Origin of the sequence: Caballeronia sp. ATUFL_F2_KS9A, from assembly GCF_023630765.1 — a bacterium.
GTDB lineage: Bacteria > Pseudomonadota > Gammaproteobacteria > Burkholderiales > Burkholderiaceae > Caballeronia > Caballeronia zhejiangensis.
Genome location: NZ_JALQEK010000032.1, coordinates 481,102 through 504,528, shown reverse-complemented (window position 1 = coordinate 504,528; position 23,427 = coordinate 481,102). Strand labels below are relative to the sequence as shown.

Below are 23,427 nucleotides of genomic sequence, written 5' to 3'. Positions count from 1 at the left end.
CGTCGGCGGCGCGGCGCGCGGCGCGGCGGGCGGCGCGGTGATCGGTGCGATCGCGGGCGATGCGGGCAAGGGCGCGGCCATCGGCGCGGCGACGGGCACGATGGCCGGCGGCATGCGCGCACGGCAGAACAAGCGGGCGCAGGAATCCAACGCGCAGGCGCAGAGCCAGGGCGCGATGCAGACGTACTATCGCGCGTGGTCGGCGTGCATGCAGGGACGCGGTTACACGATCCAGTAACGTCATCGCGGTATCGATAGAACAAAAGGAGCGCGAACATGAAACGCGTCAGCCTCGTTGTCTTGTCATGCCTTGCGCTATCCGCAAGCGCCTTTGCAGCCGATCCCACCGCCGATCCTCAGGCCGACGTCAGCGTCGTGCGAAACCCGGACGGCGCGACGGTGCAGGGCGTCGCGAAGGTGACGGCGACGATCGTCGGCATCGATCCGGCGACGCGCACCGTCACGCTGAAAACGAACGCCGGCAAGGTGATGGAACTGGAAGTCACGAACGAAGCGCGCAACTTCGATCAGCTCGCAGTCGGCGATGTCGTCACCGCGCAGTACCGCGAGTCGTTGACGCTGAGCCTGCTCGACAAGAAGACGCAGCCGTCGCGTTCCGAGAGCGACTCGGCCGAGCGCGCGGCGCCGGGCGCGAAGCCGGGCGGCGAGGTCGGGCGCGAAGTGACGATCATCGCCGATGTGATCGCCGTCGATCGTCATGCGAAGACCGTGACGCTGCGCGGGCCGCGCGGCGAGACGGTCGATCTGCACGTTCAGGATCCCGAGCGCCTGAAGCGCGTCAAGAAGGGCGATCAGGTGAAGGCCGTTTATACGGAAGCGTTCGCCATATCCGTGGAACCCGCCATGACAAAATAAGGCGCCACGAACCGTGGCGGACGCGGGAGAGACCCATGAAAAAACGCTTTGCATTCGCGCTGACGCACGGCGCGTGCGCCGTCGCGCTCGCGCTCGCCGGTTGCGCGCAGCCGGAACAGCGCGTGCAGCCCGGCATGGATCAGCAGGCGATCGTCGCCAGGCTCGGGCCGCCGAAGGAAACCTACGACCTGCCGAACGGCGGCAAGCGTCTGATGTGGCCCACGCAGCCGATGGGATCGACGACCACGGCCGTCGATCTCGATGCGTCGGGCAATACGGTCAGTGTTCGGCAAGTGCTTCAGGAAAACGAGTTCTACCGCGCCGAGGTCAACAAGTGGACGCGCAACGACGTGATGATCGCGTTCGGACGCCCGTTCGAGACGGCCTATTTCAAGCGGATGGATCGCGAGGTGTGGACGTATCGATACCTGGAGAACAACATCGACCACATGCTGTTCCATTTCTATTTCGACGCTCAGGGCGTGCTCCGGCAGACGCAGAAGCAGCCCGATCCAAAATACGATCCGAGCCAGCGCAACGTGCTTTGAACGGCGCGCGCTAGAAGCTGACGGCGAGACCGAACGACACGCCGTGCACGTTGTGGCCGAACACGTAGCGCACCATCGCGCGCGTGCGCGTGATGACGACAGGATATTTGCTGCTGTCCAGTTCGAGCCCGACGCCGAGCGATGTCAGATCGTTGAAGCCGAGCACGCCCGCGCTGTCGCCGAAGTAATGCGAGTACGCGGTTTCGAGCACGTAGCGCACCGGCCTGTCGAGCGCGGCGAAGCCTGTGGGCGCACGCCAGCGCGCCCACAGGCTGAACTGCTGCGCGGTCGCGGAGCCTTGCACCGCTTCCGAGGAACTGCCGAAGCTGCGTAGATAAATATCGGTTGCGCGCAGTTCGACATCGACCTCGTAGTGCTCGCGATAATGCTCCAGATCGAGCATCAGCGAGCCGCCGACGCCGTACGCATTGAGCGCGCCGTCCTCGAGGAACTGCAGATTGGTGTTGGCGACGTGATTGAACACCGTCTGCGCGATGCGCGCATCGCTCGCGACGCGGCCGATCATGCCGTTGATGATCGGGCGAAATTTCAGCTCGCTCGTGATCGGGAAGTCCCAGCCGACGCCAACCGTCGTGCTGAACGTGTTCCATTTCGCAGGCACCGCGCGCTGCTGGTCGCCGTCGGTCGCGATGAAGGTCGGATCGTAGCGGCTGTACGCGAGCGTGCCTTCGAGGTAGAGCGGAAACGAATTGCTGAGGGTAAAGCCGCCGCCGAGTTGCGTCTGACCGAAGCCCGGATTGCCGGTCGTGCCGCTATTGATCGACAGTGAACTTGTCGTGACATCCGGCACCGCGGTGTACGACATGATCGCGAGCACGGAATTCGCATACTGCTTGACGTTTGCGCCGACGACCGCGCGGTCCGGCGCGCCCTGCGCCAGCGCGGCGCAGGGCGCGGCAGCGAGGACGAAGAGCATCACGAAATTTCGCAACCTGGTCGGGAAAGGGGTTGGCTTTTGCATCTGCGGGGCGCGTCAGAACGTTAATTGGTTTAGTTGGTCATGCGTTGCATTTGCTGCTCCGCCATACGCGGGAAATGTAGCCTAACGATCGCGGCGCGCCAAGGTCATTGCACACGAGTGTGTTCACAGGACGACGGAAGTTTTCCTAAACTGAAGCTATCTCGCGCACCGCTTCCGGGAGACATCGATGAGACTGAACGAGCCGCGCATGGTGGTTGCCTCGATTGGCGTGTTCATCTGGCTCGCCGGGCTGTATTTCACGATCCACGGCCTTCTGTACGACATGAAACTCGAATTCCGTTACGGCATGTGGGCGCTCGGCATCGGGATCGTGACTTTCGTCGTCGCGCTGAATCCGCTCGCGCAGCGCAAATCGGCCAAGCGAGATGGGTCGACCTGAGCCGTCCGTTGGTGTATTAGTCGAAGAAACGTCGCACAACTCAACGGAGAATCTTGCAATGGGCGATCTCTGGATAGGCAACGTGGAAGAGTCCACGACCGACGACGAAATCAGGGAATTTCTCTGCCGCTACGGCTTTCCACCCTACGATTCGATTCAGCGCGTGACGGGCACCGGCGAGCATCCGGCCGCGGTCGTCACCTTCGATTCGATCGAGCCGCACGTGCTGCGCACCTTTCAGCCGCGCATCCACAACATGTTCTGGAAGAACCGCACGCTCGTGGTGCAGGTCGTGCCCGAGCGCAACGAAACCTGACGGCGTCATGACGGGTCCGCGACCATGTGCCGCGCGCATCGTCGCGACGGCGGACTCGGTTCGTCCGCGCGGATGGCATCCAAAAATATCGGGAGACAGCAATGAACGAAGAGAGGGCTGTCGGCGAATCGAGAGGCGTGCGTGAAGGCGCGGGCGTGCATGAGCGCCTGAACAGGAAACAGTACGAAAAAGAGCTTGCGCGCCTGCATGTGGAACTCGTGAAGCTGCAGGAATGGGCCGTCTACACGGGCGCGAAAGTCTGCGTCGTGTTCGAGGGACGCGACGGCGCGGGCAAGGGCGGCACGATCAAGGCGATCACCGAGCGGGTGAGCCCGCGCATCTTCCGCGTGGTTGCGCTGCCCGCGCCCACCGAGCGCGAGAAGACGCAGATGTACGTGCAGCGCTATCTGCCGCATCTGCCCGCCGCGGGCGAGATCACGCTTTTCGACCGAAGCTGGTACAACCGCGCGGGCGTCGAACGCGTGATGGGCTTCTGTACCGAGGACCAGGCGAAAACCTTTCTGAAAGGCGTGCCGCTCGTGGAGCGCGCGATCATCGATTCGGGCGTGATTCTGCTCAAGTACTGGCTCGAGGTCGGTCAGGAAGAGCAGACGCGGCGTCTCGAGGAACGCATCCACGACGAACGCAAGATCTGGAAGCTCTCGCCGATGGACCTGCGTTCCTACAGCCGCTGGTACGACTACTCGCGCGCTCGCGACGACATGTTCGAGGCCACCGACACGGAACAGGCGCCGTGGTACGTCGTGCGTTCCGACGACAAGCGCCGCGCGCGCCTGAATCTCATCAGCCATCTGCTCGCGAATATCCCGTACAAGGCCGTGCCGCGCGAAAAGGTGAAGTTGCCGAAGCGCCAGAAGGCGGAGGGTTATCGCGAAAGCGATCGGCCGCTGCGCTACGTGCCCGAGCGTTTTTAGCGCGACTTCGGAACGCGGGATCGTCATGCCGCATCGCGCGTCCATCGCGCCCGAATGGCTGTTTCGTTACGAGAAGCCGTGGGCGCGCGCCGATATCGTCGCGGGCCTGACGGCGGGGGCGGTCGTCATACCGAAGGCGCTCGCGTACGCGACCATCGCGGGCCTGCCGGTTCAGGTCGGCCTCTACACGGCCTGCGTGCCGATGATCGTCTACGCGTTCGTCGGCACGTCGCGCGCGCTGTCCGTCAGCACGACGACCACGCTCGCGATTCTCGCGGCGAACGCGCTCGGCGCGACCGTCGCGAATGGCGATCCGCACGCGCTCGCCGTCGCCAACGCGACGCTGACGATGCTCGTCGGCATCATGCTCGTCGCGGGGGCGTGCCTGCGTCTCGGGTTCGTCGCGAACTTCATTTCCGAGCCGGTGCTCGTCGGTTTCAAGGCGGGCGTGGCGATCGTCATCGTCGTGGATCAGTTGCCGAAGCTCTTCGGCATTCACTATCCGAAGGGATCGTTCTTTCACAACGTCGGCGCGTTCGTCGCGGGCTTGCCGCATCTGTCGGCGAGCACGCTCGCGCTCGCGTTGGCGACGCTCGCCGCGCTCATCGCGCTCGAACGCTTCGCACCGCGCGCGCCCGCGCCGTTGTTCGTCGTCGCGGCGGCGATCGTCGCGGTGGCCGCGTTCGGTCTGCGCGCGCACGGCGTCGAAACGGTCGGCGCGGTGCCGGCGGGATTGCCGTCGTGGACACGGCCGGATCTGTCGCTTGCATTGAAGCTGTGGCCGGACGCGCTCGGCATCGCGTTGATGAGCTTCACAGAAAGCATCGCGGCGGCGCGGGCGTTCGCACGCAACGACGAACCCGCGCCCGATGCGAACCGCGAACTGCTCGCGACCGGCCTCGCGAACGCGGCCGGCGCGCTTTTCGGCGCGATGGTCTCAGGCGGCGGAACGAGCCAGACGGCCGTCAACCGGCAGGCGGGCGCGCGCACGCAACTCGCGGGACTCGTGACCGCGGCGCTCGCGCTCGCCGTCATGCTGCTGTTCGCGCCGCTCATGGCGCTGATGCCGCACGCGACGCTCGCGGCCGTCGTCGTGTTCTATTCGATCGGGCTTTTCAGCCCCGCCGAATTCCGCGCGATCCTGAAGATTCGCCGCACCGAATTCGTGTGGGCGCTCACGGCATGCGCGGGCGTCGTGCTGTTCGGAACGCTGGAAGGCATCGTGGTGGCGATCGTCGTGTCGCTCTTCGCGCTCGCGCATCAGGTGTCCAATCCGCCTGTGTACGCATTGAAGCGGATACCGGGAACCAACGTGTTCCGGCGCGCTTCGTCGCGGCATCCGGACGACGAAGCGTTTCCCGGCTTATTGCTGCTGCGTCCCGAAGGGCGGATATTCTTCGCGAATGCGCAACGTGTCGCCGAAAAGATCCGCCCGCTCGTGCGCGATTCCGACGCGAAGATCGTCGTGCTGGATCTGAGCCGCGTCTTCGATGTCGAATACACCGCGCTCAAGATGATGATCGAAGCCGAAGCGCGCCTCGCCGCGAACGGCACCACGCTCTGGCTCGCGGGCCTGAATCCGGGCGTGCTCGCGGCGGTGCGGCGCTCGCCGCTCGGCGCGCGGCTCGGCGAAGCGCGCATGTTCTATAACCTCGAACATGTCGTCGCGAAGTATCAGGAGATTGTTTCGCGCAATGGCGATGAAGTCGCGCGTCGTTGAGTCGCGAATTTTTGCCACCTGCTTGTCGCACATTGCGCATATATTTTGATGATGGTATCCAAGTCATCGGACCATGCGTTCATCATGGCCGCCGATGCATCTGCTTCCTGCGTTGTCCCTTGCACGTTCCCTCGCGGAGATCACGTCATGACGTATGCAGATCAACTAGCGCGCAGCCAGAAAATCGCGGAAAAGGTCACACGCGTTTATCAGAAGCGCGCGGAGCTTGCGCAGCATCAATTCAGCGAGCGCGCGCGCGAAGCAGGCGTGCGTGTCCTCGGCAACGGCGAGGCTGATCGTTTCAACGGCTTCGACTATGCGGTCGATGTCATGCAGCGCACGGTGCTCTTCTGGGACACGCTGCGTCAGCGCGGCAACAACTTCATCGAGCAGGCGAAGCGCGGTCTCGAACCGGTGCTGCATTTCGCGCATGAAATGCTGCTCGACGGACGCACGTTCGCGCGGCCGGTGAACTATGCGCTGTTGCGTATCGTGCCGCCCGAAGGCGTAGTCATCGATCCGCTGAAGCGGCCGTATCTCATCATCGATCCGCGTGCGGGGCATGGTCCGGGCATCGGCGGATTCAAGGACGATTCGCAAGTCGGCGTCGCGTTGCGCGCGGGTCATCCGGTGTACTTCGTCACGTTCTTTCGCGACCCGCAGCCCGGCCAGACGCTGCTCGACGTATGCGCGGCCGAGCAGCAGTTCGTGAAGCATGTGCGCGAGATGCATCCGGACAGCCCGAAGCCCGCTATCGTCGGCAATTGCCAGGGCGGCTGGGCCGCGATGATGCTCGCGAGCTCGCAGCCCGACGATACCGGTCCGCTCGTCATCAACGGCGCGCCGATGTCCTACTGGAGCGGCGCGTGGAGCGAAGGCGAGGGCGACAACCCGATGCGCTACTCGGGCGGCATGCTCGGCGGGACGTGGCTCGCTTCGCTGACGGCCGATCTCGGCAACGGCAAGTTCGACGGCGCGTATCTCGTCGAGAACTTCGAGAACCTGAATCCGGCGAATAGTTTCTGGGACAAGTACTACACGCTGTTCGACAAGATCGACACCGAACCGCCGCGCTTTCTGGACTTCGAGCGCTGGTGGGGCGGCTATTACCTGATGAACCGCGAAGAGATCGAATGGATCACGCGCAATCTTTTCGTCGGCAACAAGCTGTGGTCGGGCGAAGTGCGCGGCGCGTCGGGCGCATCGTTCGATCTGCGCGCGATCAAATCGCCGATCATTCTCTTCGCTTCGATGGGCGACAACATCACGCCGCCGCAACAGGCCTTCAACTGGGTCGCGGATATCTACGGCAGCACCGACGAGATCAAGGCACGCGGGCAGGTGATCGTCGGACTGATGCACAAGAGCATCGGGCATCTCGGCATCTTCGTGAGCGGCAAGGTCGCGAAGAAGGAATACACGCAGATCGCATCGGTGCTGGAAGCGATCGAATCGTTTCCGCCGGGGCTGTACGGCATGGAGATCGCCGAACGCAAGAACGCGAACGGCAAGACCGAATACGACGTGAGCTTTCACGAGCGACGTCTCGAAGACGTGACCGCGCGCTTCAACCGTTTCGAGCGTATCGACGAACTGCCGTTCGAAGCGGTGAAACAGGTATCGGATTTCAATCAGCGTGCGTACGAACTGTTCGCGCAACCCTTCGTTCAGGCAATGGCCAACGACGCGACCGCGACGATGCTGCGCGCGTTCCATCCGTTGCGCGCGCAGCGCTGGATGTTCTCCGATCTGAATCCGTGGCTTGCATGGCTCGGCCCGGCGGCGGAAGCGGTGAAGGCCACGCGCAAGCCCGACACCGAACGCGACGCGTTGCGCCGTGCGGAGCATTGCGGCTCCGACATGATCAGCGCGAGCCTCGACTTCTATCGTGCGATGCGCGACGCCACGACCGAAGCGATGTTCTTCTCCGTGTACGGCAACCTGCTGCCGGCACAGCGCGTGCAGGAACGCGAGACGCAAGAAAATCGGACCGATCCGCGCGATCTGCCGTTCGTTCAGGAAGCGCTCGCGTCGGTTGCGCACGGCGGATACGCGGAAGCCGTCGCGCGCGTCGCGTGCCTGCTCATGCGTCACGACGAGCCGTTGCCGCTCACGCGCATGGTGCTGCGTCAGGAACTCGCGGCCGACTATGCGGAGTATTTGCCGCAGATGCCGCGCGACGAATGGCGGCGCATTCGCGGCGAACAGGAAATCATCGTGCGCTACGAGCCCGAGCAGGCGCTCGCGTCGTTGCCCGGTCTGCTCGACGACAGCGACGACCGCAAGAAGCTCCTCACGCTCTTCGACAAGCTGCACGACGACAGCCGCATGCAGGGCTTCGAGCCGACGGCCGCGCAGCACGACATGCTCGCGCGCATCCGCGCGGCGCTGCCGGTCAAGGCTGCGCGCGCGCCAAGACGTTCCGCGCCCGCGCACTGATGTTCGGGCGTTGCATCACACGTAACTACGGAGGGTGAAATGAATCAGCCGCGCGAAAAATATGTACGGCTCATCGAGGTTTGCCGGGCGTTGCCGCCGCTCGCGGTGGCGGTCGTGCATCCCTGCGACCGGACATCGCTCGAAAGCGCGGTGAAGGCGCACGAGATGGGTCTGATCGCGCCGCAACTCGTCGGGCCACGCGATCGCATTCGCGAGGTGGCGGAAGAATGCGGCCTCAACATCGCGGGCTTTCCGATCGTCGATGCGCCGCACAGCCACGCCGCTGCCGAAAAGGCGGTGGAACTCGTGCGCGAGGCGAAGGCCGAAGCGCTCATGAAAGGCAGCCTGCACACCGACGAAGTCATGGCCGCGGTCGTGAAGCGCGAAGGCGGACTGCGCACGTCGCGGCGCGTGTCGCATTGCTTCATCATGGATGTGCCGGGGCACGACGACGTGCTCATCATCAGCGACGCGGCCATCAACATCGCGCCGACGCTCGCCGATAAAGTCGACATCCTGCAAAACGCGATCGATCTCGGCCACGCGCTGCGTTTCGCGGAAGTGCGCGTCGCGATTCTCTCGGCGATGGAAACGGTGAACCCGAAGGTGCCGTCGACGCTGGAGGCCGCCGCGCTCTGCAAGATGGTCGATCGTCATCAGATCACGGGCGCGCTCGTCGACGGGCCGCTCGCGCTCGACAATGCCATCGACCTCGAAGCGGCGCATACGAAGAAGATCGATTCGCCCGTCGCGGGTCGCGCGAACGTGCTGATCGTGCCGGACCTCGAAGCGGGCAACATGCTCGCGAAGAGTCTGTCTTTTCTCGCGAATGCGGATGCGGCCGGCATCGTGCTCGGCGCGCGCGTGCCGATCATTCTGACGAGCCGCGCCGATTCGCTGCAATCGCGGCTCGCATCGTGCGCGATCGCATCGCTCGTGGCGTCGAAGCGCCGCGAAGAAGCGCAAGTAGTGGGGTGATTTCATGGCCGATGTGATTCTGGTTCTCAATGCGGGCTCGTCGAGCATCAAGTTCAGCGCGTTCGATGTCGAAGGCGACGCGCTCGAACTCGTCACGCACGGACAGGTTGAAGCGCTGTTCAGCGCGCCGCATTTCGTCGCTTACGACAGGCGAGGCGAGAAGTCCGCGGAGCATTCATGGGGCGAGGGCGCGAAGCTGCAACATGCCGAAGCGATCGCGCATCTGGGCGCGTATCTGCGCGGGCATGGCGCGGGGCATCGTCTGGTCGGCGTGGGGCATCGCGTGGTGCACGGCGGCGCGCGTTTCACGAAGCCCGTACTGACGAGCCCCGAAGTGCTCGACGAACTCGACAAGCTCACACCGCTCGCGCCGCTGCATCAGCCGCATAACTTGAGGCCGATACGCATCGTCGCCGAGCGCAATCCGGGCCTGCCGCAGGTCGCGTGCTTCGACACGGCCTTTCATTCGACGCAGGCGCCGCTCGCGCAGGCGTTCGCGCTGCCCGAATCGATCACGAAGAACGGCGTGCGGCGCTACGGCTTTCATGGTCTCTCGTACGAATACATCGCGAGTGCCCTGCCGGATGTTGCACCCGATGCCGCGCGCGGGCGCACGGTCGTCGCGCATCTGGGCAACGGCGCGAGCCTGTGCGCGATGCACGCGGGCAAGAGCGTCGCCAGCACGATGGGCTTCACCGCCGTCGACGGTCTCATGATGGGCACGCGCTGCGGCAATCTCGATCCGGGCGTGGTTCTTTACATGCTCGACGAGCTCGGCATGAACGCGCGCGAGATCGAAGACATGCTGTATCGCCAGTCGGGATTGCTCGGCGTGTCGGGCGTGTCGGGCGACATGCGCGCGCTGCTCGCGAGCAGCGACGAACGCGCGCGCTTCGCGATCGATCTTTACGTGCATCGCATCGGCCGGGAGCTCGGCTCGATGAGCGCGGCGCTGCGCGGGCTCGACGCGATCGTGTTCACGGCGGGCATCGGCGAGCATTCGAAGGAGATACGACAACGCGTGTGCGAAGAAGCGGCGTGGTGGGGCATCGAACTCGATACAGAAGCCAATGCGAGCGGCGGCCCGCGCATCAGCACGGCGTCGAGCAAGGTGAGCGCATGGGTGATTCCGACCAACGAAGAACTCATGATCGCGCGCCACACGCTCGCGCTGATCGATGACAAACGCGAAGGAGCATCCGCATGACATTGAATGTCCCGCAGCCCGTGCTGAAGGGCGCGAAGGCGCTCGTCACCGGCATCGCCAACGAGCATTCGATCGCCTATGGTTGCGCGAAAGCGTTCCGCGAACTGGGCGCCGATCTCGCCATCACGTATGCCGACGAGAAAGCGCGGCCTTACGTCGAGCCGCACGCGCAAGCCCTCGAAGCGCCGATCTTCATGCCGCTGAACGCGTCGAGCCAGGAGGAACTGGAAGCGGTGTTCGAGCGTATCGCGAGCGAGTGGGGCAAGCTCGATATTCTCGTGCACTCGATCGCGTGGGCGCCGAAGGACGATCTGCAGGGCGGCCTGCTGAACTGTTCCGCCGAAGGCTTCGCGAAGGCGATGGACATTTCCTGCCATTCGTTCGTCCGCATGGCGCGGCTCGCGGCGCCGCTGATGAAAGACGGCGGCGCGATGTTCACGATGAGCTATCACGGCGCGAACAAGGTCGTCGCGAACTACAACGTAATGGGCCCGGTGAAGGCCGCGCTCGAAGCGTGCGCGCGCTATCTCGCCTACGAGCTCGGTCCGCAGGGCATTCGCGTGCATGCTATTTCGCCGGGGCCGCTCAAGACACGCGCGGCATCGGGACTCAAGGACTTCGACCTGCTCCTGACCGAAGCCGCACAGCGCGCGCCGCTCGGCGAGCTGGTCGACATCATGGACGTCGGCTTTACCTGCGCGTTCCTCGCGACGCCTTTCGCCCGGCGCATGTCCGGCGAGACGCTGTACGTGGACGGCGGCGTGCATATCATGGGATAAGCATGTTCAACTGGCTGTTCCGGCGCGATAACGCGAGCTCGCGCGAGGATGTCAAGGAGGCGCTCGGCCGCATCGTCGCGGTCGCGCCTCAGGTGCGCCTCGCGAGCCGTTATGAGTCGCGGCTCGCGCCGGTCGTCGGCAAGACGCTGGATCACGCGCGGGAACTCGTCGCGGCGCTGCCCGCGCCGCGCGACGCGACACCGGCGGCATGGGCGGACGATCCGTATCTGCGCGCGAAGTTCGCGACGCCGGACGACGTCGCGCGCGTGATCGGCGAATCGCACGATGTGCGCGGCTGGTTCGACGGCAACATTGCCGCCGATCATGGGTTCGCGGTGCTGGGCGCGACGCTCGTCGAGCGGAAGGTGCTCGTCGCGGCGGTGGAGGGCGGCGCGTTGCGTTCGGACGTCGCGCGCACGGCGGTCAGCTTCGACGACAAGCGCATGCGCTTTTGCAACGGAACGGACGAAGCGCTCAGACGCGATCTCGTGCAGCGGATCGTCGAGCAGTTCGTGCTGGAAGCGATGTCGCGCGTCGCGCACAACGACGCGCGGCGCGACGCGCTGCAGGAACATCGCGCGTTGCTGACCGCGCGCATGCAGATGCTCGGCCGGCGCGGCGCGGGCATGAGCGGCCTGATTGCATCGACGGATCTGGCCGGCGACGCCACGCGGCTGCAGCGCGATTTCGAGGAGAACGAAGCCGCGCTCTCGGCACTCGGCTCGCTCGCCGATTCCATCGAGATGCAGCTTCAGACCATCGTCGAATTGCTCGCCGAGCCGGCGGCGCTGATTTCCGTCACGCACCGCGAGCTGTGTCTGAATCAGATGAACCTGCTGATGGAAACGCGCTGCGACGAGCCGCACGCCGACATCGCGATTGAGCTTGCGCACTTGCCGACGCAGCCGCCGCAGACGCGCGCGGTGGAGATCGTGCGGATCGCGCGGCGCGATGTGCCGCCCGCGGGCGCGGCGTTCGATGAGGCGGCGAAGCTGGTGCTGTGAGGGGCGCAAGCCATGCTCAACGATGATATGGCTCGATCGATTCGACGATGACTTCGCGACACGTCAGCACGATGTCAAGGCCGATATTGGGGTTGAGATCGAACTTGACCAGACCATTCGATTCATCACTCAAGGTGATGTCTCTGATCCACGCCTCTCCGAGCATCGAGTTAATGTCGATGTTTGCGGCTTTTATTTCCAACAGTTTGATCGTTACCCGATAGTCGTCGGCACCGTCGGCATGGCGCGGACCGTATCGGTTATGAAGAATTGCAAGCGTAAGGTCGACCAGATCACGCTCGCAACCGGGCATCAGTGGCTCGCCGTTGTCATTCGTGTTCGACGATCTCGTTCGCTGCATGAAGAACGATTGCACTGCTGCATCGTGGAACGATGGATATTTCCCCAAGGCTTCGACAAGCAAAAAGCCATTTTTTGCCAACTCCCAGCCAAATGTTTTTTCATTCATATTCATCCTTTTCAGAAAGCTAGCGCCGGGGTATTGGCGACATCGGCAAATGGGCGGGATCACGCGATCCGTTATGGAAATTATGCCCATGCGCGTCGCCGTGGCTTTCGTGATACTGCGCGCTCAGATTTCCATTGGCATCGAAGAAGTCGGTATCGAGGCCATTCGGATTGAGGCGAAAGCCTCCCGGTTCATTTCCCGACATCTTCACGCCGCGCGCCGCGACTTCGAAACTTTCGCCGTTCATCGCATCCGGCTGATAGTCGAACGGCGGCGCGTCACCGAGCAAAGATCTGCCGGCGTTCGAATCATCGAGGCGTTCGAGCATCGAGTCGCTGCCGCTGTCGGCACGCGAGGCGTCTCGCGCAATACCGGCAATTGCACCGTCCGCCGCTTCGATGACGCTCATCCAGTTCAAGCCGCTGTCGTCATCGCTCGCGCTCGACGCAACGTCACGCACGGCACTCAGGCTTGCGCGATTTGCGACGGCTTTCAGCGACGGCCATTCTCCGTTGGCTCGTTTGAGGGCCGCGAATTCGCGCCAACCGAGAACCTCGCGCGTGGCGTGCGCTCCGCTGCCCGCAGCCGACCAGCTCTGTGGCGCGTAATACCTGAAAACGCGCTGTCCACCGTGCCAATTGCGCGCAATCACAGGAATAAGCTGGCGCTCTCGGGCAGCACGACGCAGAACGCGCGTAATGCCAGCGCCGTCAACTGGCCTGTCCCAGGTTGAAACCCGCAGCGTTCGGATGATGAAGTCCACATACTCGCGAAAGTCGTGACGCGAGAGCGCGTCGCGCCGGTCGATCCGTACTCTGAACAGGCGGTCGAAGTCCTTTCGGTCTTGCTCGATCTGCTCTTGCTGTTCTTTTCTCTTTTGCTTGCGCACGTCGAACGGCAAACGCCAAGTGCGATCGACTTCCTGCACTTCGCGAGCCGGCATCAACGCGCAATGCCAGCCGCCGGTCAACGGGACGTAAAGCGCATTGCAGGAGTAGCCCCATCCGGGAAACGGCATGTCGCCTCCATATTTCAGCAGGACTGCTGATCCTAGCGGCAGGCAGACTCGACTTCCCGGACGCGTCTCGAAAATAGCGGCGAGCGGCGGTTGCGATTACTTCAAGGAATCATTTCACACTACCCCCGATCGCCCCCGCGATATCCCTGCTCACGCTCGCGAGCGCGCGGCTGTGCGCGGCCACGAGCGCATCCCAGCCGCTTCCGCTGACCGGCTCGCGCACGAGCGAACGGCCGGTCAGCGCGTTGTCGTCGCCGAAGCGGCGCACGGACCAGTGCGCGTCGATCGCGACGGCATCGCCGGGAACGGATTCGAACTGCTGGATATCGACGCGCACGCGCCACGCGTTCGCATCCGCGATGGCGCGCGATGCAGGCGCGACCTGATCCGATGCGAGCAGCAGCGCGAGATCGCCCGCGATGGCATCCGCGATGCTGCTCTTGAGCGGCTCGCCCCAGCGCGCGTATTCGTTCAACGTGACTTCGTTGTCGGTGCTGCGCGTGACGATCTGCGGCCGGTCGACGAGATCGGGCACCGTCACCGGTCCGACGATCACCGGCCTCGATGCGGCGCGCGCGGTCGCCGGGGTCAGCGACGGATCGGCGCTCAAGCGATAAAAGCTCGCGCTCGGCGAGGCGCATCCGGCGAGCATCGCCATCGAAAGAACGAGAGACACGAGTACGGGCCGCATCACTTCTTGTCCTCCGGCTTGCCGCGCAGCAACGCTTCCGGATGCTGCTGCAGATAATCCGCGAGACTGCGGAACGAGACCGCCGTGCGCGTCAGTTCGCGGATCGCTTCGGCCGTGTCCTGCTGCAGCCCGGAATCCGGCATCAGCGTGGAATGCGCGGCATCGAGCGCGGCGCGCGCCGCGGCGAGCGTCGTCGCGGCCTGCGGCACGACTTCCGTGTTGAGGCCCTGCATCAGCCGCGTAGTGCTGTCGAGCGTCTGCCGCGCGCTCGCGGTCAGCTCCTCGATCGGCAGCTTGTCGATGCGCGTCATGATGCGGTTGACCGAATCCTGCAACGAGTCGAGGCCGCTTGGCGTCGTCGGCATTTCGGGCGGCGTGCGGCTCCAGTCGATGCTCGCTTTCTTCGCAGCCGGGAAGAAGTCGATCGACACATATAACTGGCCCGTCAGCAGGCTCCCGGTGCGCAACTGCCCGCGCATGCCGCGCGCGACGAGCACGTCCGCGAGTTCCTTGCGGTCGTTCGTGAGGCGGCCGCCCTTCGGCACGTTGGCGAAGCGCGACGTGAAACGCTCCGGATACAGATTCACCTCGACCGGTATGCTGATGCGCTTCGTCACCGGATCGAAGCGCGTATAAATCGCCGACACCTCGCCGATCTGAATGCCGCGGAATTCGACCGGCGCGCCGACCGCGAGGCCGCGCACGGAACCATCGAACGCGAAGACATATTTATCGACGATGCTTTCGCGCACGCGCAGCGCATCGGCGCGTGTCGGATGCAGCGTGAACACGGTGTCGCGCGGCGCTTCCGCCCAACTGAGCGACACGGCGGGCGTCTCGAACGCGAGTCCGCCGATGAGGATCGACACGAGCGACTGCGTATTGACCTTGAGGCCGTCGGTGCCGAGCGTCACGTCGATGCCGCCCGCCTGCCAGAAGCGCGAATCGGCGTTCACGTAACGGTCGTAGGGCGCGTTGACGAATACGTGCAGCGTGACGCCGCTGCCGTCCTTGTCGAGTTCGAACGCCGTCACCTGGCCCACCTGCAGACGGCGAAAATAAATCGGCGTGCCGACATCGACCGAGCCGAGATCGGTCGCCTTCAGGATGAACTGCCGCCCCGGCACGTCGCTCGCGAAGATCGGCGGCGTTTCGAGGCCAGTGTAATCGCGCCGGTCCTGCTTCGAGCGGCCGATGTCCATGCCGATATACGCGCCCGACAGCAGCGTACTGATGCCCGACACCGAGCCGCCCGCCACGCGCGGCCGCACGACCCAGAAGCGCGTGTCGTCGACGAGCATGTTGGTCGCGTCGCGCGTCAGCTCGGCCGTCGCGATCACGCGCGTGTAATCCTTCGACAGCGCGACTGTCTTGACGAGGCCGATGTCGACGTTCTTGAACTTGATCTTCGTCTTGCCGGCTTCGAGGCCTTCGCCGGTCTTGAAGCTGATGGTGACGGTCGGCCCTTTCTCCAGCACGGCCTGCGCCGCGAGCCAGATGCCGATCGCCACGGCGACCAGCGGCACGATCCAGACCCACGGAATGCGCCAGCGCCTCTTCGGCACGACTTCGGCATCGGGCGTGTTCATCGCGTACCTTCCCGAGTCGGCGAGAAATCCCAGATCAGGCGCGGATCGAACGACATCGCCGCGAACATCGTCAGCACGACGACCGCGCCGAACGCGATCGCCGCCGGCCCGGCCTCGATCGTCGCCATCGCGCTGAACTGCACGAGCGCGACGAGCACGGCGATCACGTAGATATCGAGCATCGACCAGCGTCCCACGAATTCGACGATACGGTAGACGCGCGCGCGAAACGCGCTCTGCTGCGTCATGCGCAGATTCGCGCTCGTGGCGAGATAACCGATGGCGAGAATCTTCAGCATCGGCACGGCGATGCTCGCGATGAACACGAGCACCGCGAGCGGCGGCGAGCCGGACGTCCACAGATACGCGACGCCGCTCATGATCGTGTCTTTCTGCGCGCCGAAGAGCGAGCTCGTGTTCATCACCGGCAGGATGTTCGCCGGGATATACAGGATCGCCGCCGAAATCAGATACGCCCAGGTTCGCGAAAGGCTCGCGGGCTTGCGCAGATGCAAATGCGCGCCGCAGCGCGGACAGCACAGATGGCCGCGGTGCTGCATGCCGCGCGTGGAAAGGCCGCAATCGTGACATACGCAGATGCCGCTTTCCGCCGCCGTGCGCCCTTTGAGCGGCGTGTCGGCGGGCATGCCGGGCGGCGCGCCTTCGACGCGCTGCCACATGGCGCGTTCATCGAACGACGATGACGCCGCGACGAGCAGCAGCATCAGCGCGGCGAGCGACCACAGCGCCGGCCCCGTCACCACCGATGCGATATGCGCGAGCTTCACGACCGCGACGAGCAAGCCGAGCATCAGCACTTCGGTCATGCCCCAGTTGCGCGCGACGCGCAGCAGGCGATACACGGTGTCGGCGCGCCACGGCCGGCGCTCCAGATAAAGCGGCAGCAGCAGCCACACCATGCCGAGCGCCTGCACGGCGGGCATCAGGATCGTCGTGAAGAAGATGAGGGCGGCGAGCGGCCACATGCCGTCGCGATAGAGCACGCGCACGGCGCCGAAGAGCGTCGTCTCGACGAGATCGCCGTTCACCGCGAGACCGACGATCGGAAACGCATTCGAGATCAGCCACAGCACGCAGGCGGCGAGCGCGTACGCGAGCGCGCGATCGAAGCCGCGCCCGCGGCGCCGGTACAGCACGGCGCGGCAGCGGCAGCAGCGCAGCGTGCCGCCGGGCGGCACGTCGCACTCGCGCTGCATCAGATCGCATTCGTGACACGCGATCAGCGGCCGCGCGTCGCGATCCTCCGATGTGACCGTGTTCATTGCACCGTCTGCGAAGCGGGCTGGCCCGGTTTGGGCGAATCGGCGGAAGGCGTGGCCGACTGCTGTTGCGTCGTCATCTTGTCGGCTGCGACGACCCAGCCGCCGCCCATCACCTTGTAGAGCGTGACGAACGACACGAGCGCGGCGGCCTGCGTCTGCGTCGCCGACAACTGCGCGTTGAAGAGGCTGCGCTCGGCGTCGAGCACTTCGATGTAACTCGTATAACCGCCTTCGTAGCGCGCCCGCGCAAGGCGCGAGTAGGTCGCGAGCGCCGTGACCTGGCGGCCCTGCACTTCGAGCTGTTCGTGCAGTTTCTGCGAGGCGATGAGCGCGTCGTCGACTTCCTGGAACGCGACCTGGATCGCCTTCTGATACGTGAGCAGCGCCGCCTGCTGCTGCGCTTCGGCGGACTGCACCTGACCCGAGATATTGCCCGCCGTGAAGATCGGCTGCGTGACCTGTCCCGCGAACGACCAGATGCGCGACGGCCCCGTGAACAGCGACGAGAACTGGCCGCTCGCGGTGCCGAGCAGGCCCGTCAGCGAAATCTGCGGGAAATAGAGCGCGCGCGCCGCGCCGATCAGCGCGTTCGCCGCGATCAAATCCTGTTCCGCCTGCAGCAGATCGGGCCGGCGCTCCAGCAAGTCCGAAGGCAGGCCGGCGGGGATAACGGGCGTCGCCATCTCGCCGAGCGTTCGGCCGCGCACGATCGGCCCGGGATTCGCGCCGAGCAGGATAGACAGCGCGTCTTCCTGCTGCGCGATCTGCGTTTCGAGCTGCGGAATCGTCGCGAGCGAGGCTTCGTATTCGGACTGGCTTTGCGCGAGTTCCATCTGCGAGACTTCGCCGCCTTCGAAGCGCAGCGTGAACACATGCACCGATTCGGCGCGGCTTTGCGTCGTCGCCTTCGCGATTTCGAGCTGCTTGTCGAGACTGCGCAAATTCAGATACGACGACGCCACCGACGCCACCAGCGACAGGATCGTCGCGCGCCGTCCTTCTTCGCTCGACAGCAGATTCGCACGCGCGGCTTCGGTCAGACGCCGGGTGCGGCCGAAGAGATCGAGCTCCCACGACGCGGCGATCGACGCCTGGAAGTCGTTGTAGACCGGCCCGAAGCCGTTGAGCGGTTGCGGTCCCGCCGCCGACGCGCGCTGCCGCGAGGCCGTCGCGCCCGCCGATATCTGCGGGAACAGCAAGGAACGCGTCGTGACGAACTGGCCCATGAACTGATCGACGCGCGCCGCCGCGATCTTGACGTCCTTGTTGTTCGCGAGCGCCGTCGAGATCAGCTCGTCGAGAACCGGATCCTGAAACTGACGCCACCATTCCGAGTTCGCGGCGTCGGCGACTTCGGGCGCGGCGAAGCGGTACGTCGCCGGGGTTTCGACCGGCTGACGCGAGTAGTTCGGGCCGAGCAGGCAGCCGGACAGCGACAGCGCCGCGGCGATGCCCGAAAACGAGTGAACGAGGCTGGCGCGCCGCATGTCAGTCTCCCTTGTCCGGAGCGGACGGCGACGCGTTCTGGCCGCTTCCGCCGTGCGTCTGCTTGGCATCCGGCGCGCTCGCTTCGGCGCCTTTCTTCTTCTTCGAGCGGGAGGACATCGTTTCGAGTCCCCAGAAGAACATCGGGATGAAGAACACGGCGATGACCGTCGCGCCGAGCATCCCGCCGATCACGCCCGTGCCGATCGAATGCCGGCTGTTCGCCGATGCGCCCGTCGCGATCGCGAGCGGCACGCAGCCGAGAATGAACGCGAGCGAAGTCATCACGATCGGGCGCAGGCGCTCTTCGGCGGCGGTCATCGCGGCGTCGTAGACCGACGCGCCCGCCTCGCGATTCAGCACGGCGAACTCGAAGATGAGAATCGCGTTCTTCGCGGCGAGCGCGACGAGCATCGTCAAACCGATCTGGAAGTACACGTCGTTGTTCAGGCCGCGCAAGAGGATCGCGAGCAGCGCGCCGAAGATCGCGAACGGCACCGCCATCAGCACGCCGAACGGCAGGCTCCACTTTTCGTACTGCGCGGCGAGAATCAGGAAGACCATGATGAGGCCGAATATGAACACGAGCGCCGACGAACTGCCCGACTGTTTCGCCTCGTAAGCCTCGCCGCTCCAGCCGATGCCGTAATCGCTCGGCAAGTCCTTCGCGATGTCTTCCAGCGCCGCGATCACTTGCCCCGACGCGTAGCCCGGCGCGGCGTTCGCCGTGATCTTCACCGCGGGGAAGTTGTTGAAGCGCGTGATGAGATCGGGACCGGTCACGTACTTCGTATCGACCACGGACTTGAGCGGCACCATCTCGCCGCTCTTGCTCTTCACGAAAATCTGCGTCAGATCGTCGGGCTTCAGCCGATACTGCGGCTCCGCTTGGAGAATCACCTGCCACAGGCGGCTCGATCGATTGAACTGCGACACGTACAGCGAGCCGAACATCGTCTGCATCGCGCTGTAGACGTCCTCGACGGGCACGCCGAGCGTTTCGGCCTTGTCGCGGTCGACGTTGGCGAGCAGTTGCTGCGACGACGCGTTGAACGTGCTCGTCACGCCCGTCAGCTCCGGCCGCGCTTTCGCCTTCGCGACGAAATCGTCGACGATTCCGGCGAACTGCGCGATGGTCGCGTCGCCCTTGCTCTGAATCCACATTTCGGTGCCGCCCGTCGTGCCGAGGCCCGGAATCGACGGCGGATTCAGCGGCACGACGATGCCCTCCCGAATCTGCGAGAGATGCTTGTAAGCATCGACGAGCACGGCGCGCGCGTTCTGCGTGCGGATATTCGCCGACGTATAGCGATCCTCGAAACTCTTGAAGCCGACGAAGAACGTCGACGAATTGTTCTTGTTCTGGCTGTCGAGAATGGAGAAGCCATCGACCGTCGTGATGCTGCCGACCGCCGGCTGTTTCATGAAGTATTCGGTCACGCGGTCGGACACGGCGCCGGTGCGGTCGAGCGACGCGGCATCGGGCATGATGACGGCGCCGAGCAGATAGCCCTGATCCTCGGGCGGCAGGAACGCCGTCGGAATGTCGCGCATCATCATGACGGCGAGCGCGATCATGCCGACAAAGAGCAGCAGCGCGATCGCGAAACGCTTGATGACGAGCCGCACGAGGTGCGTGTAGCCCCGCGTCATGCGCGCGAATTGATTGTCGAACCAGCGGAAAAAGCCCTTTTTCTCGTGATGTCCCGGCTTGAGCAGCAAGGAGGCGAGGGCGGGCGACAAGGTCAGCGCGACGAGGCCCGATATCACCACCGATATCGCGATCGTGATGGCGAACTGCTTGTACATCTGCCCCGTGATGCCGGAGAGGAACGCCACCGGCACGAACACCGCGCACAGCACGAGCACGATGGCGACGACCGGCCCGGCCACTTCGTCCATCGCCTTCTTCGCGGCGGTCTTCGGATCGAGCTTGTGCACCGTCATGTTGCGCTCGACGTTCTCGATCACGACGATCGCATCGTCCACGACAATGCCGATGGCAAGCACCATGCCGAACAGCGTCAACATGTTGATGGAGAAGCCGAGCGCTTCCATGCCCATGAACGTGCCGACAATCGACACCGGCACCGCGAGCACCGGAATGAGCGTCGCGCGCAGGCTTTGCAGGAACACGAACACGACGATCACGACCAGCACGACCGCTTCGAAGAACGTATGCACCACATCGGAGATGGACGCGCGCGTGAACTCCGTCGTGTCCATCGCGATTTCGTAGTCGATGCCCTGCGGGAACGTCTTCTTCATTTCCGCGAGCGACGCGCGCACCTGCTTGGACACATCGAGCGCGTTCGCGCCAGGCTGCTGATACACCGCGAGCACCGTCGCCGATTTGCCCTGAAAGCGGCTGCGGATCGAATAGTCTTTTTGTCCGAGCTCCGCGCGTCCCACGTCTTTCAGACGCACGATCGCCGCGCCGCCCGATTGCGCGCGGATGATGATGTTCTCGAACTCGGCAGGCTCGGTGAGGCGGCCCGTCGTCGTCACCGCGAAGGACTGTTCGACGGGCGCGCCAGTCGGCGATTGCCCGAGACGGCCGACCGCGAACTGCTGGTTCTGATTGGCGACGGCGCGTTGCACGTCGGCGGCGGTGATGCCGAGCTGCGCCATGCGGTCGGGCTTGAGCCAGATGCGCATCGCGTAATCGGGCGTGCCGAAGATCGCGCTCTGGTTCGCGCCCGGAATGCGCTTCAACGCGTCGAGGACGTACACGTTCGCGTAGTTCGCGATATACGTCGCGTCATAGCGCTCGTCGGGCGAATAGATGGCGATGACCATCATGAACGCCTGCGACTTCTTCTGCACCTGCACGCCCTGCGCCGTCACCGACTGCGGCAGCTGCGGCAGCGCGAGGTTCACGCGGTTCTGCACGTCGACCTGTGCGAGTTCCGGATTCGTGCCGATCTGGAAGTACGCGTTGATCGTGAGATTGCCCGTCGACGAGCTGGACGAGCTCATGTAGATCATGTTGTCCGCGCCGTTGACCTGCTGCTCGATCGGCGCGGCGACGTTGTTCGCGACCACATCCGCGCTCGCGCCCGGATAAGTCGCGGAGATCGTGATCTGCGGCGGCGTGATGTCGGGATACTGCGCGGTGGGCAGCGCGAGCATGGTCAGCGCGCCGCCCAGCGTGATGATGATCGAAATGACCGACGCGAAAATCGGACGGTCAATGCAGAAATGTGAAATGTTCATTGGCCTCTTCCGCGCGACGTGCTTGTCGTCAGATCAAATCACTTCACTTTTCGGTCCCGCCGCTTGCGTTCTTCGCGTCTCCGAGCGACGCCTCCTGCGCGCCCGATGCCGCCGCGCCGCCCGCGGCCGGTGCGGCGACGACGCGAACCTGCGTATCCGCGCCGACGCGTATTGCGCCATCGACGATGACGCGTTCGCCCGCCTTCAGGCCGTTCGTGATGAACCAGTCGTCGCCGTGCCATTCGCCGACTTCGACGACGCGCTGATGCGGCTTCGACTGTTCGTCGAGCACCCACACGAAGTGACTCTTCGCGCCCTGCAGCACGGCGCGTTGCGGCACGAGAATCGCGTTGGGTCGCACCGCGCCCGCCACGCGCGCCTTGACGAACTGTCCCGGTCGCAACGTGCCTTGCGGATTCGCGAACACCGCGCGCACGAGGAACGTGCCCGTCTCCGTGCTGAACGCCGGATTCGTGAAGTCGATGCGACCGGTTTGCGGAAAGACGGAGCCGTCGGCCTGGATGACGGTCACATCGAACTTGTTGTCGGGCGGAAAGCGCAGTTCGCCTTTCTTGATCTGCTCGCGATAGCCCAGCAGTTCGTTCTCCGAGATGCTGAAGTTCACCCACATCGGATCGAGCTGGTAGACGTAGGTGAGCAGGCCGCCCTGCGTCGGCGTCACGTAACTGCCTTCCTGGATGCGCGCGAAACTGGACAGGCCCTTGAGCGGCGAGCGGATCGTCGTGTAGCTGAGATTCAGTTCGGCGGTCTGCACTTCGCCTTTCGCGGCGATGACGGCGGCCTCGGCGCTCTTTTCGTTGCCGATGGCGTCATCGAGATCCTTCTTGCTCAATGCGTTCATCGCGGCGAGCGGCTTCACGCGCGCGAGATTCTGCTGCGTGACGAGCAGCCGCGCCTGCTGTTGCGCGAGCGAGCCTTTGGCCGTCTGCAGCGCGGCCTCGAACGGCCGTTTGTCCATGAGGAACATGACCTGGTTGGCCGAGACGAGCGCGCCTTCGGTGTACATGCGCTTTTCGAGGAAGCCGTCGACGCGCGCGCGGATTTCGACCTCGCGCGAGCTTTGCGTCTGCGCGGTGAATTCGAAGTCGACGGGCGTCGATTGCGCCGTGACAGTCACGGCGGTGACATCGACGGCGGGCTTCTGCGCTGGCGGCGCCGGCTTCTTGCACGCCGCGAGCGAGAGCGACGCGAGCGCGGCGATCGCGGCCACGCGCAGCGCGCGCATGGAGCGCGAAGGTGGAGCGAACGAGCAGCAGTCCAGTACGTGTTCCGACACGAACGCCATGGGCGCCTCCCCCGTTGGGATGGCCGATCGTTGATGAGCGAACGCGCCAACAGAGCGCCTCGCCACGACAATGCTCGCGGTGTGCGTTTAGGCGGATGCGCCCGGAAAGCGTGCGCATGTCCGGTGCGCCTGCGCCATGCGATGAAATCGCGCGGGACAGGACTTAGGGCGACGTCAGCGAGCGCG

Annotated in this window: 21 protein-coding genes; 12 read left to right on the top strand and 9 right to left on the bottom strand. The window is 64.6% G+C overall.

What is annotated here, in order from left to right:
• The 3 genes from NCS67_RS23100 to NCS67_RS23090 form a co-directional block, all read left to right on the top strand.
• Window positions 1-238, top strand: a 238-nt coding sequence (locus tag NCS67_RS23100; protein ID WP_250436785.1) for a glycine zipper family protein, incomplete at its 5' end; no start/stop codon positions are given.
• A 38-nt stretch (window positions 239-276) separates the two neighbouring features.
• Window positions 277-876 (top strand): hypothetical protein, encoded by a 600-nt coding sequence (locus NCS67_RS23095; protein ID WP_008348505.1) that lies wholly within the window; start codon window positions 277-279, stop codon window positions 874-876.
• 35 nt (window positions 877-911) lie between these two features.
• Window positions 912-1,424: a hypothetical protein gene (locus NCS67_RS23090; RefSeq protein WP_008348503.1), complete on the top strand. Its 513-nt coding sequence runs from the start codon at window positions 912-914 to the stop codon at window positions 1,422-1,424.
• Window positions 1,425-1,434: 10 nt separating this feature from the next.
• Here the strand turns inward: NCS67_RS23090 and NCS67_RS23085 are convergent, their stop codons facing one another.
• Window positions 1,435-2,361 carry a hypothetical protein gene (locus NCS67_RS23085; protein ID WP_008348502.1) on the bottom strand — a complete coding sequence of 309 codons (927 nt, stop codon included), beginning with the start codon at window positions 2,359-2,361 and terminating at the stop codon, window positions 1,435-1,437.
• A gap of 232 nt (window positions 2,362-2,593) precedes the next feature.
• On the opposite strand from NCS67_RS23085, the gene NCS67_RS23080 reads away from it, so the two are divergent.
• From NCS67_RS23080 to NCS67_RS23040, 9 genes are all read left to right on the top strand, one after another.
• Entirely contained in the window at window positions 2,594-2,806 is a 213-nt protein-coding gene (locus tag NCS67_RS23080) for a DUF2964 family protein (RefSeq protein ID WP_033536232.1), read from the top strand.
• Between the two features lie 58 nt (window positions 2,807-2,864).
• Window positions 2,865-3,122 carry an RNA recognition motif domain-containing protein gene (locus tag NCS67_RS23075; RefSeq protein ID WP_008348497.1) on the top strand — a complete coding sequence of 86 codons (258 nt, stop codon included), beginning with the start codon at window positions 2,865-2,867 and terminating at the stop codon, window positions 3,120-3,122.
• Window positions 3,123-3,223: 101 nt separating this feature from the next.
• Window positions 3,224-4,057 carry a polyphosphate kinase 2 gene (gene ppk2 / locus NCS67_RS23070; RefSeq protein WP_008348496.1) on the top strand — a complete coding sequence of 278 codons (834 nt, stop codon included), beginning with the start codon at window positions 3,224-3,226 and terminating at the stop codon, window positions 4,055-4,057.
• 25 nt (window positions 4,058-4,082) lie between these two features.
• The gene (locus NCS67_RS23065) at window positions 4,083-5,777 is read left to right on the top strand and encodes a SulP family inorganic anion transporter (protein ID WP_175981178.1); all 1,695 of its coding nucleotides are present in this window, start codon (window positions 4,083-4,085) and stop codon (window positions 5,775-5,777) included.
• A 147-nt stretch (window positions 5,778-5,924) separates the two neighbouring features.
• A complete protein-coding gene (locus NCS67_RS23060) occupies window positions 5,925-8,216 on the top strand; it encodes a DUF3141 domain-containing protein (protein WP_250436782.1) in 2,292 nt (763 codons plus the stop codon).
• A 39-nt stretch (window positions 8,217-8,255) separates the two neighbouring features.
• Complete coding sequence (locus NCS67_RS23055; RefSeq protein ID WP_250436780.1) at window positions 8,256-9,194, top strand: phosphate acetyltransferase; 939 nt, start codon at window positions 8,256-8,258, stop codon at window positions 9,192-9,194.
• Between the two features lie 4 nt (window positions 9,195-9,198).
• On the top strand, window positions 9,199-10,401 hold the full coding sequence (locus tag NCS67_RS23050; protein WP_250436777.1) for an acetate/propionate family kinase: 1,203 nt from the start codon (window positions 9,199-9,201) through the stop codon (window positions 10,399-10,401).
• A complete protein-coding gene (fabI, locus tag NCS67_RS23045; protein ID WP_175981176.1) occupies window positions 10,398-11,180 on the top strand; it encodes an enoyl-ACP reductase FabI in 783 nt (260 codons plus the stop codon). The genes NCS67_RS23050 and fabI overlap by 4 nt, the downstream gene beginning before the upstream one ends.
• Window positions 11,181-11,182: 2 nt before the next feature.
• The gene (locus tag NCS67_RS23040) at window positions 11,183-12,184 is read left to right on the top strand and encodes a hypothetical protein (protein WP_250436773.1); all 1,002 of its coding nucleotides are present in this window, start codon (window positions 11,183-11,185) and stop codon (window positions 12,182-12,184) included.
• Between the two features lie 16 nt (window positions 12,185-12,200).
• On the opposite strand, the gene NCS67_RS23035 is transcribed toward NCS67_RS23040, so the two are convergent.
• The 8 genes from NCS67_RS23035 to NCS67_RS23000 form a co-directional block, all read right to left on the bottom strand.
• Window positions 12,201-12,653 (bottom strand): Imm50 family immunity protein, encoded by a 453-nt coding sequence (locus NCS67_RS23035; protein WP_250436771.1) that lies wholly within the window; start codon window positions 12,651-12,653, stop codon window positions 12,201-12,203.
• Window positions 12,654-12,672: 19 nt separating this feature from the next.
• A complete protein-coding gene (locus NCS67_RS23030; protein ID WP_250436768.1) occupies window positions 12,673-13,671 on the bottom strand; it encodes a hypothetical protein in 999 nt (332 codons plus the stop codon).
• Between the two features lie 109 nt (window positions 13,672-13,780).
• Window positions 13,781-14,362 (bottom strand): PqiC family protein, encoded by a 582-nt coding sequence (locus NCS67_RS23025; protein WP_250436798.1) that lies wholly within the window; start codon window positions 14,360-14,362, stop codon window positions 13,781-13,783.
• A complete protein-coding gene (locus NCS67_RS23020) occupies window positions 14,362-15,951 on the bottom strand; it encodes a PqiB family protein (protein WP_008348480.1) in 1,590 nt (529 codons plus the stop codon). The genes NCS67_RS23025 and NCS67_RS23020 overlap by 1 nt, the downstream gene beginning before the upstream one ends.
• Window positions 15,948-17,234, bottom strand: a complete 1,287-nt coding sequence (locus tag NCS67_RS23015; RefSeq protein ID WP_008348479.1) for a paraquat-inducible protein A — start codon at window positions 17,232-17,234, stop codon at window positions 15,948-15,950. Before NCS67_RS23015 ends, NCS67_RS23020 begins: the two co-directional genes overlap by 4 nt.
• Entirely contained in the window at window positions 17,231-18,721 is a 1,491-nt protein-coding gene (locus NCS67_RS23010; protein ID WP_008348477.1) for an efflux transporter outer membrane subunit, read from the bottom strand. The genes NCS67_RS23015 and NCS67_RS23010 overlap by 4 nt, the downstream gene beginning before the upstream one ends.
• Before the next feature lies 1 nt (window position 18,722).
• On the bottom strand, window positions 18,723-21,935 hold the full coding sequence (locus NCS67_RS23005) for an efflux RND transporter permease subunit (RefSeq protein WP_250436765.1): 3,213 nt from the start codon (window positions 21,933-21,935) through the stop codon (window positions 18,723-18,725).
• A gap of 43 nt (window positions 21,936-21,978) precedes the next feature.
• Window positions 21,979-23,241: an efflux RND transporter periplasmic adaptor subunit gene (locus NCS67_RS23000; protein ID WP_250436763.1), complete on the bottom strand. Its 1,263-nt coding sequence runs from the start codon at window positions 23,239-23,241 to the stop codon at window positions 21,979-21,981.
• Between the last annotated feature and the right edge of the window lie 186 nt (window positions 23,242-23,427).

Excerpts from the sequence above, each read along its gene's own strand:
- NCS67_RS23085 (WP_008348502.1), bottom strand. The coding sequence starts at position 2,361 with ATGCTCTTCGTCCTCGCTGCCGCGCCCTGCGCCGCGCTGGCGCAGGGC.
- NCS67_RS23065 (WP_175981178.1), top strand. The coding sequence starts at position 4,083 with ATGCCGCATCGCGCGTCCATCGCGCCCGAATGGCTGTTTCGTTACGAG.
- NCS67_RS23055 (WP_250436780.1), top strand. The coding sequence starts at position 8,256 with ATGAATCAGCCGCGCGAAAAATATGTACGGCTCATCGAGGTTTGCCGG.
- ppk2 (WP_008348496.1), top strand. The coding sequence starts at position 3,224 with ATGAACGAAGAGAGGGCTGTCGGCGAATCGAGAGGCGTGCGTGAAGGC.
- NCS67_RS23015 (WP_008348479.1), bottom strand. The coding sequence starts at position 17,234 with ATGAACACGGTCACATCGGAGGATCGCGACGCGCGGCCGCTGATCGCG.
- NCS67_RS23025 (WP_250436798.1), bottom strand. The coding sequence starts at position 14,362 with ATGCGGCCCGTACTCGTGTCTCTCGTTCTTTCGATGGCGATGCTCGCC.
- NCS67_RS23050 (WP_250436777.1), top strand. The coding sequence starts at position 9,199 with ATGGCCGATGTGATTCTGGTTCTCAATGCGGGCTCGTCGAGCATCAAG.
- NCS67_RS23035 (WP_250436771.1), bottom strand. The coding sequence starts at position 12,653 with ATGAATGAAAAAACATTTGGCTGGGAGTTGGCAAAAAATGGCTTTTTG.
- NCS67_RS23090 (WP_008348503.1), top strand. The coding sequence starts at position 912 with ATGAAAAAACGCTTTGCATTCGCGCTGACGCACGGCGCGTGCGCCGTC.
- NCS67_RS23010 (WP_008348477.1), bottom strand. The coding sequence starts at position 18,721 with ATGCGGCGCGCCAGCCTCGTTCACTCGTTTTCGGGCATCGCCGCGGCG.
- fabI (WP_175981176.1), top strand. The coding sequence starts at position 10,398 with ATGACATTGAATGTCCCGCAGCCCGTGCTGAAGGGCGCGAAGGCGCTC.
- NCS67_RS23080 (WP_033536232.1), top strand. The coding sequence starts at position 2,594 with ATGAGACTGAACGAGCCGCGCATGGTGGTTGCCTCGATTGGCGTGTTC.
- NCS67_RS23020 (WP_008348480.1), bottom strand. The coding sequence starts at position 15,951 with ATGAACACGCCCGATGCCGAAGTCGTGCCGAAGAGGCGCTGGCGCATT.
- NCS67_RS23040 (WP_250436773.1), top strand. The coding sequence starts at position 11,183 with ATGTTCAACTGGCTGTTCCGGCGCGATAACGCGAGCTCGCGCGAGGAT.
- NCS67_RS23005 (WP_250436765.1), bottom strand. The coding sequence starts at position 21,935 with ATGAACATTTCACATTTCTGCATTGACCGTCCGATTTTCGCGTCGGTC.
- NCS67_RS23000 (WP_250436763.1), bottom strand. The coding sequence starts at position 23,241 with ATGGCGTTCGTGTCGGAACACGTACTGGACTGCTGCTCGTTCGCTCCA.
- NCS67_RS23095 (WP_008348505.1), top strand. The coding sequence starts at position 277 with ATGAAACGCGTCAGCCTCGTTGTCTTGTCATGCCTTGCGCTATCCGCA.
- NCS67_RS23075 (WP_008348497.1), top strand. The coding sequence starts at position 2,865 with ATGGGCGATCTCTGGATAGGCAACGTGGAAGAGTCCACGACCGACGAC.
- NCS67_RS23030 (WP_250436768.1), bottom strand. The coding sequence starts at position 13,671 with ATGCCGTTTCCCGGATGGGGCTACTCCTGCAATGCGCTTTACGTCCCG.
- NCS67_RS23060 (WP_250436782.1), top strand. The coding sequence starts at position 5,925 with ATGACGTATGCAGATCAACTAGCGCGCAGCCAGAAAATCGCGGAAAAG.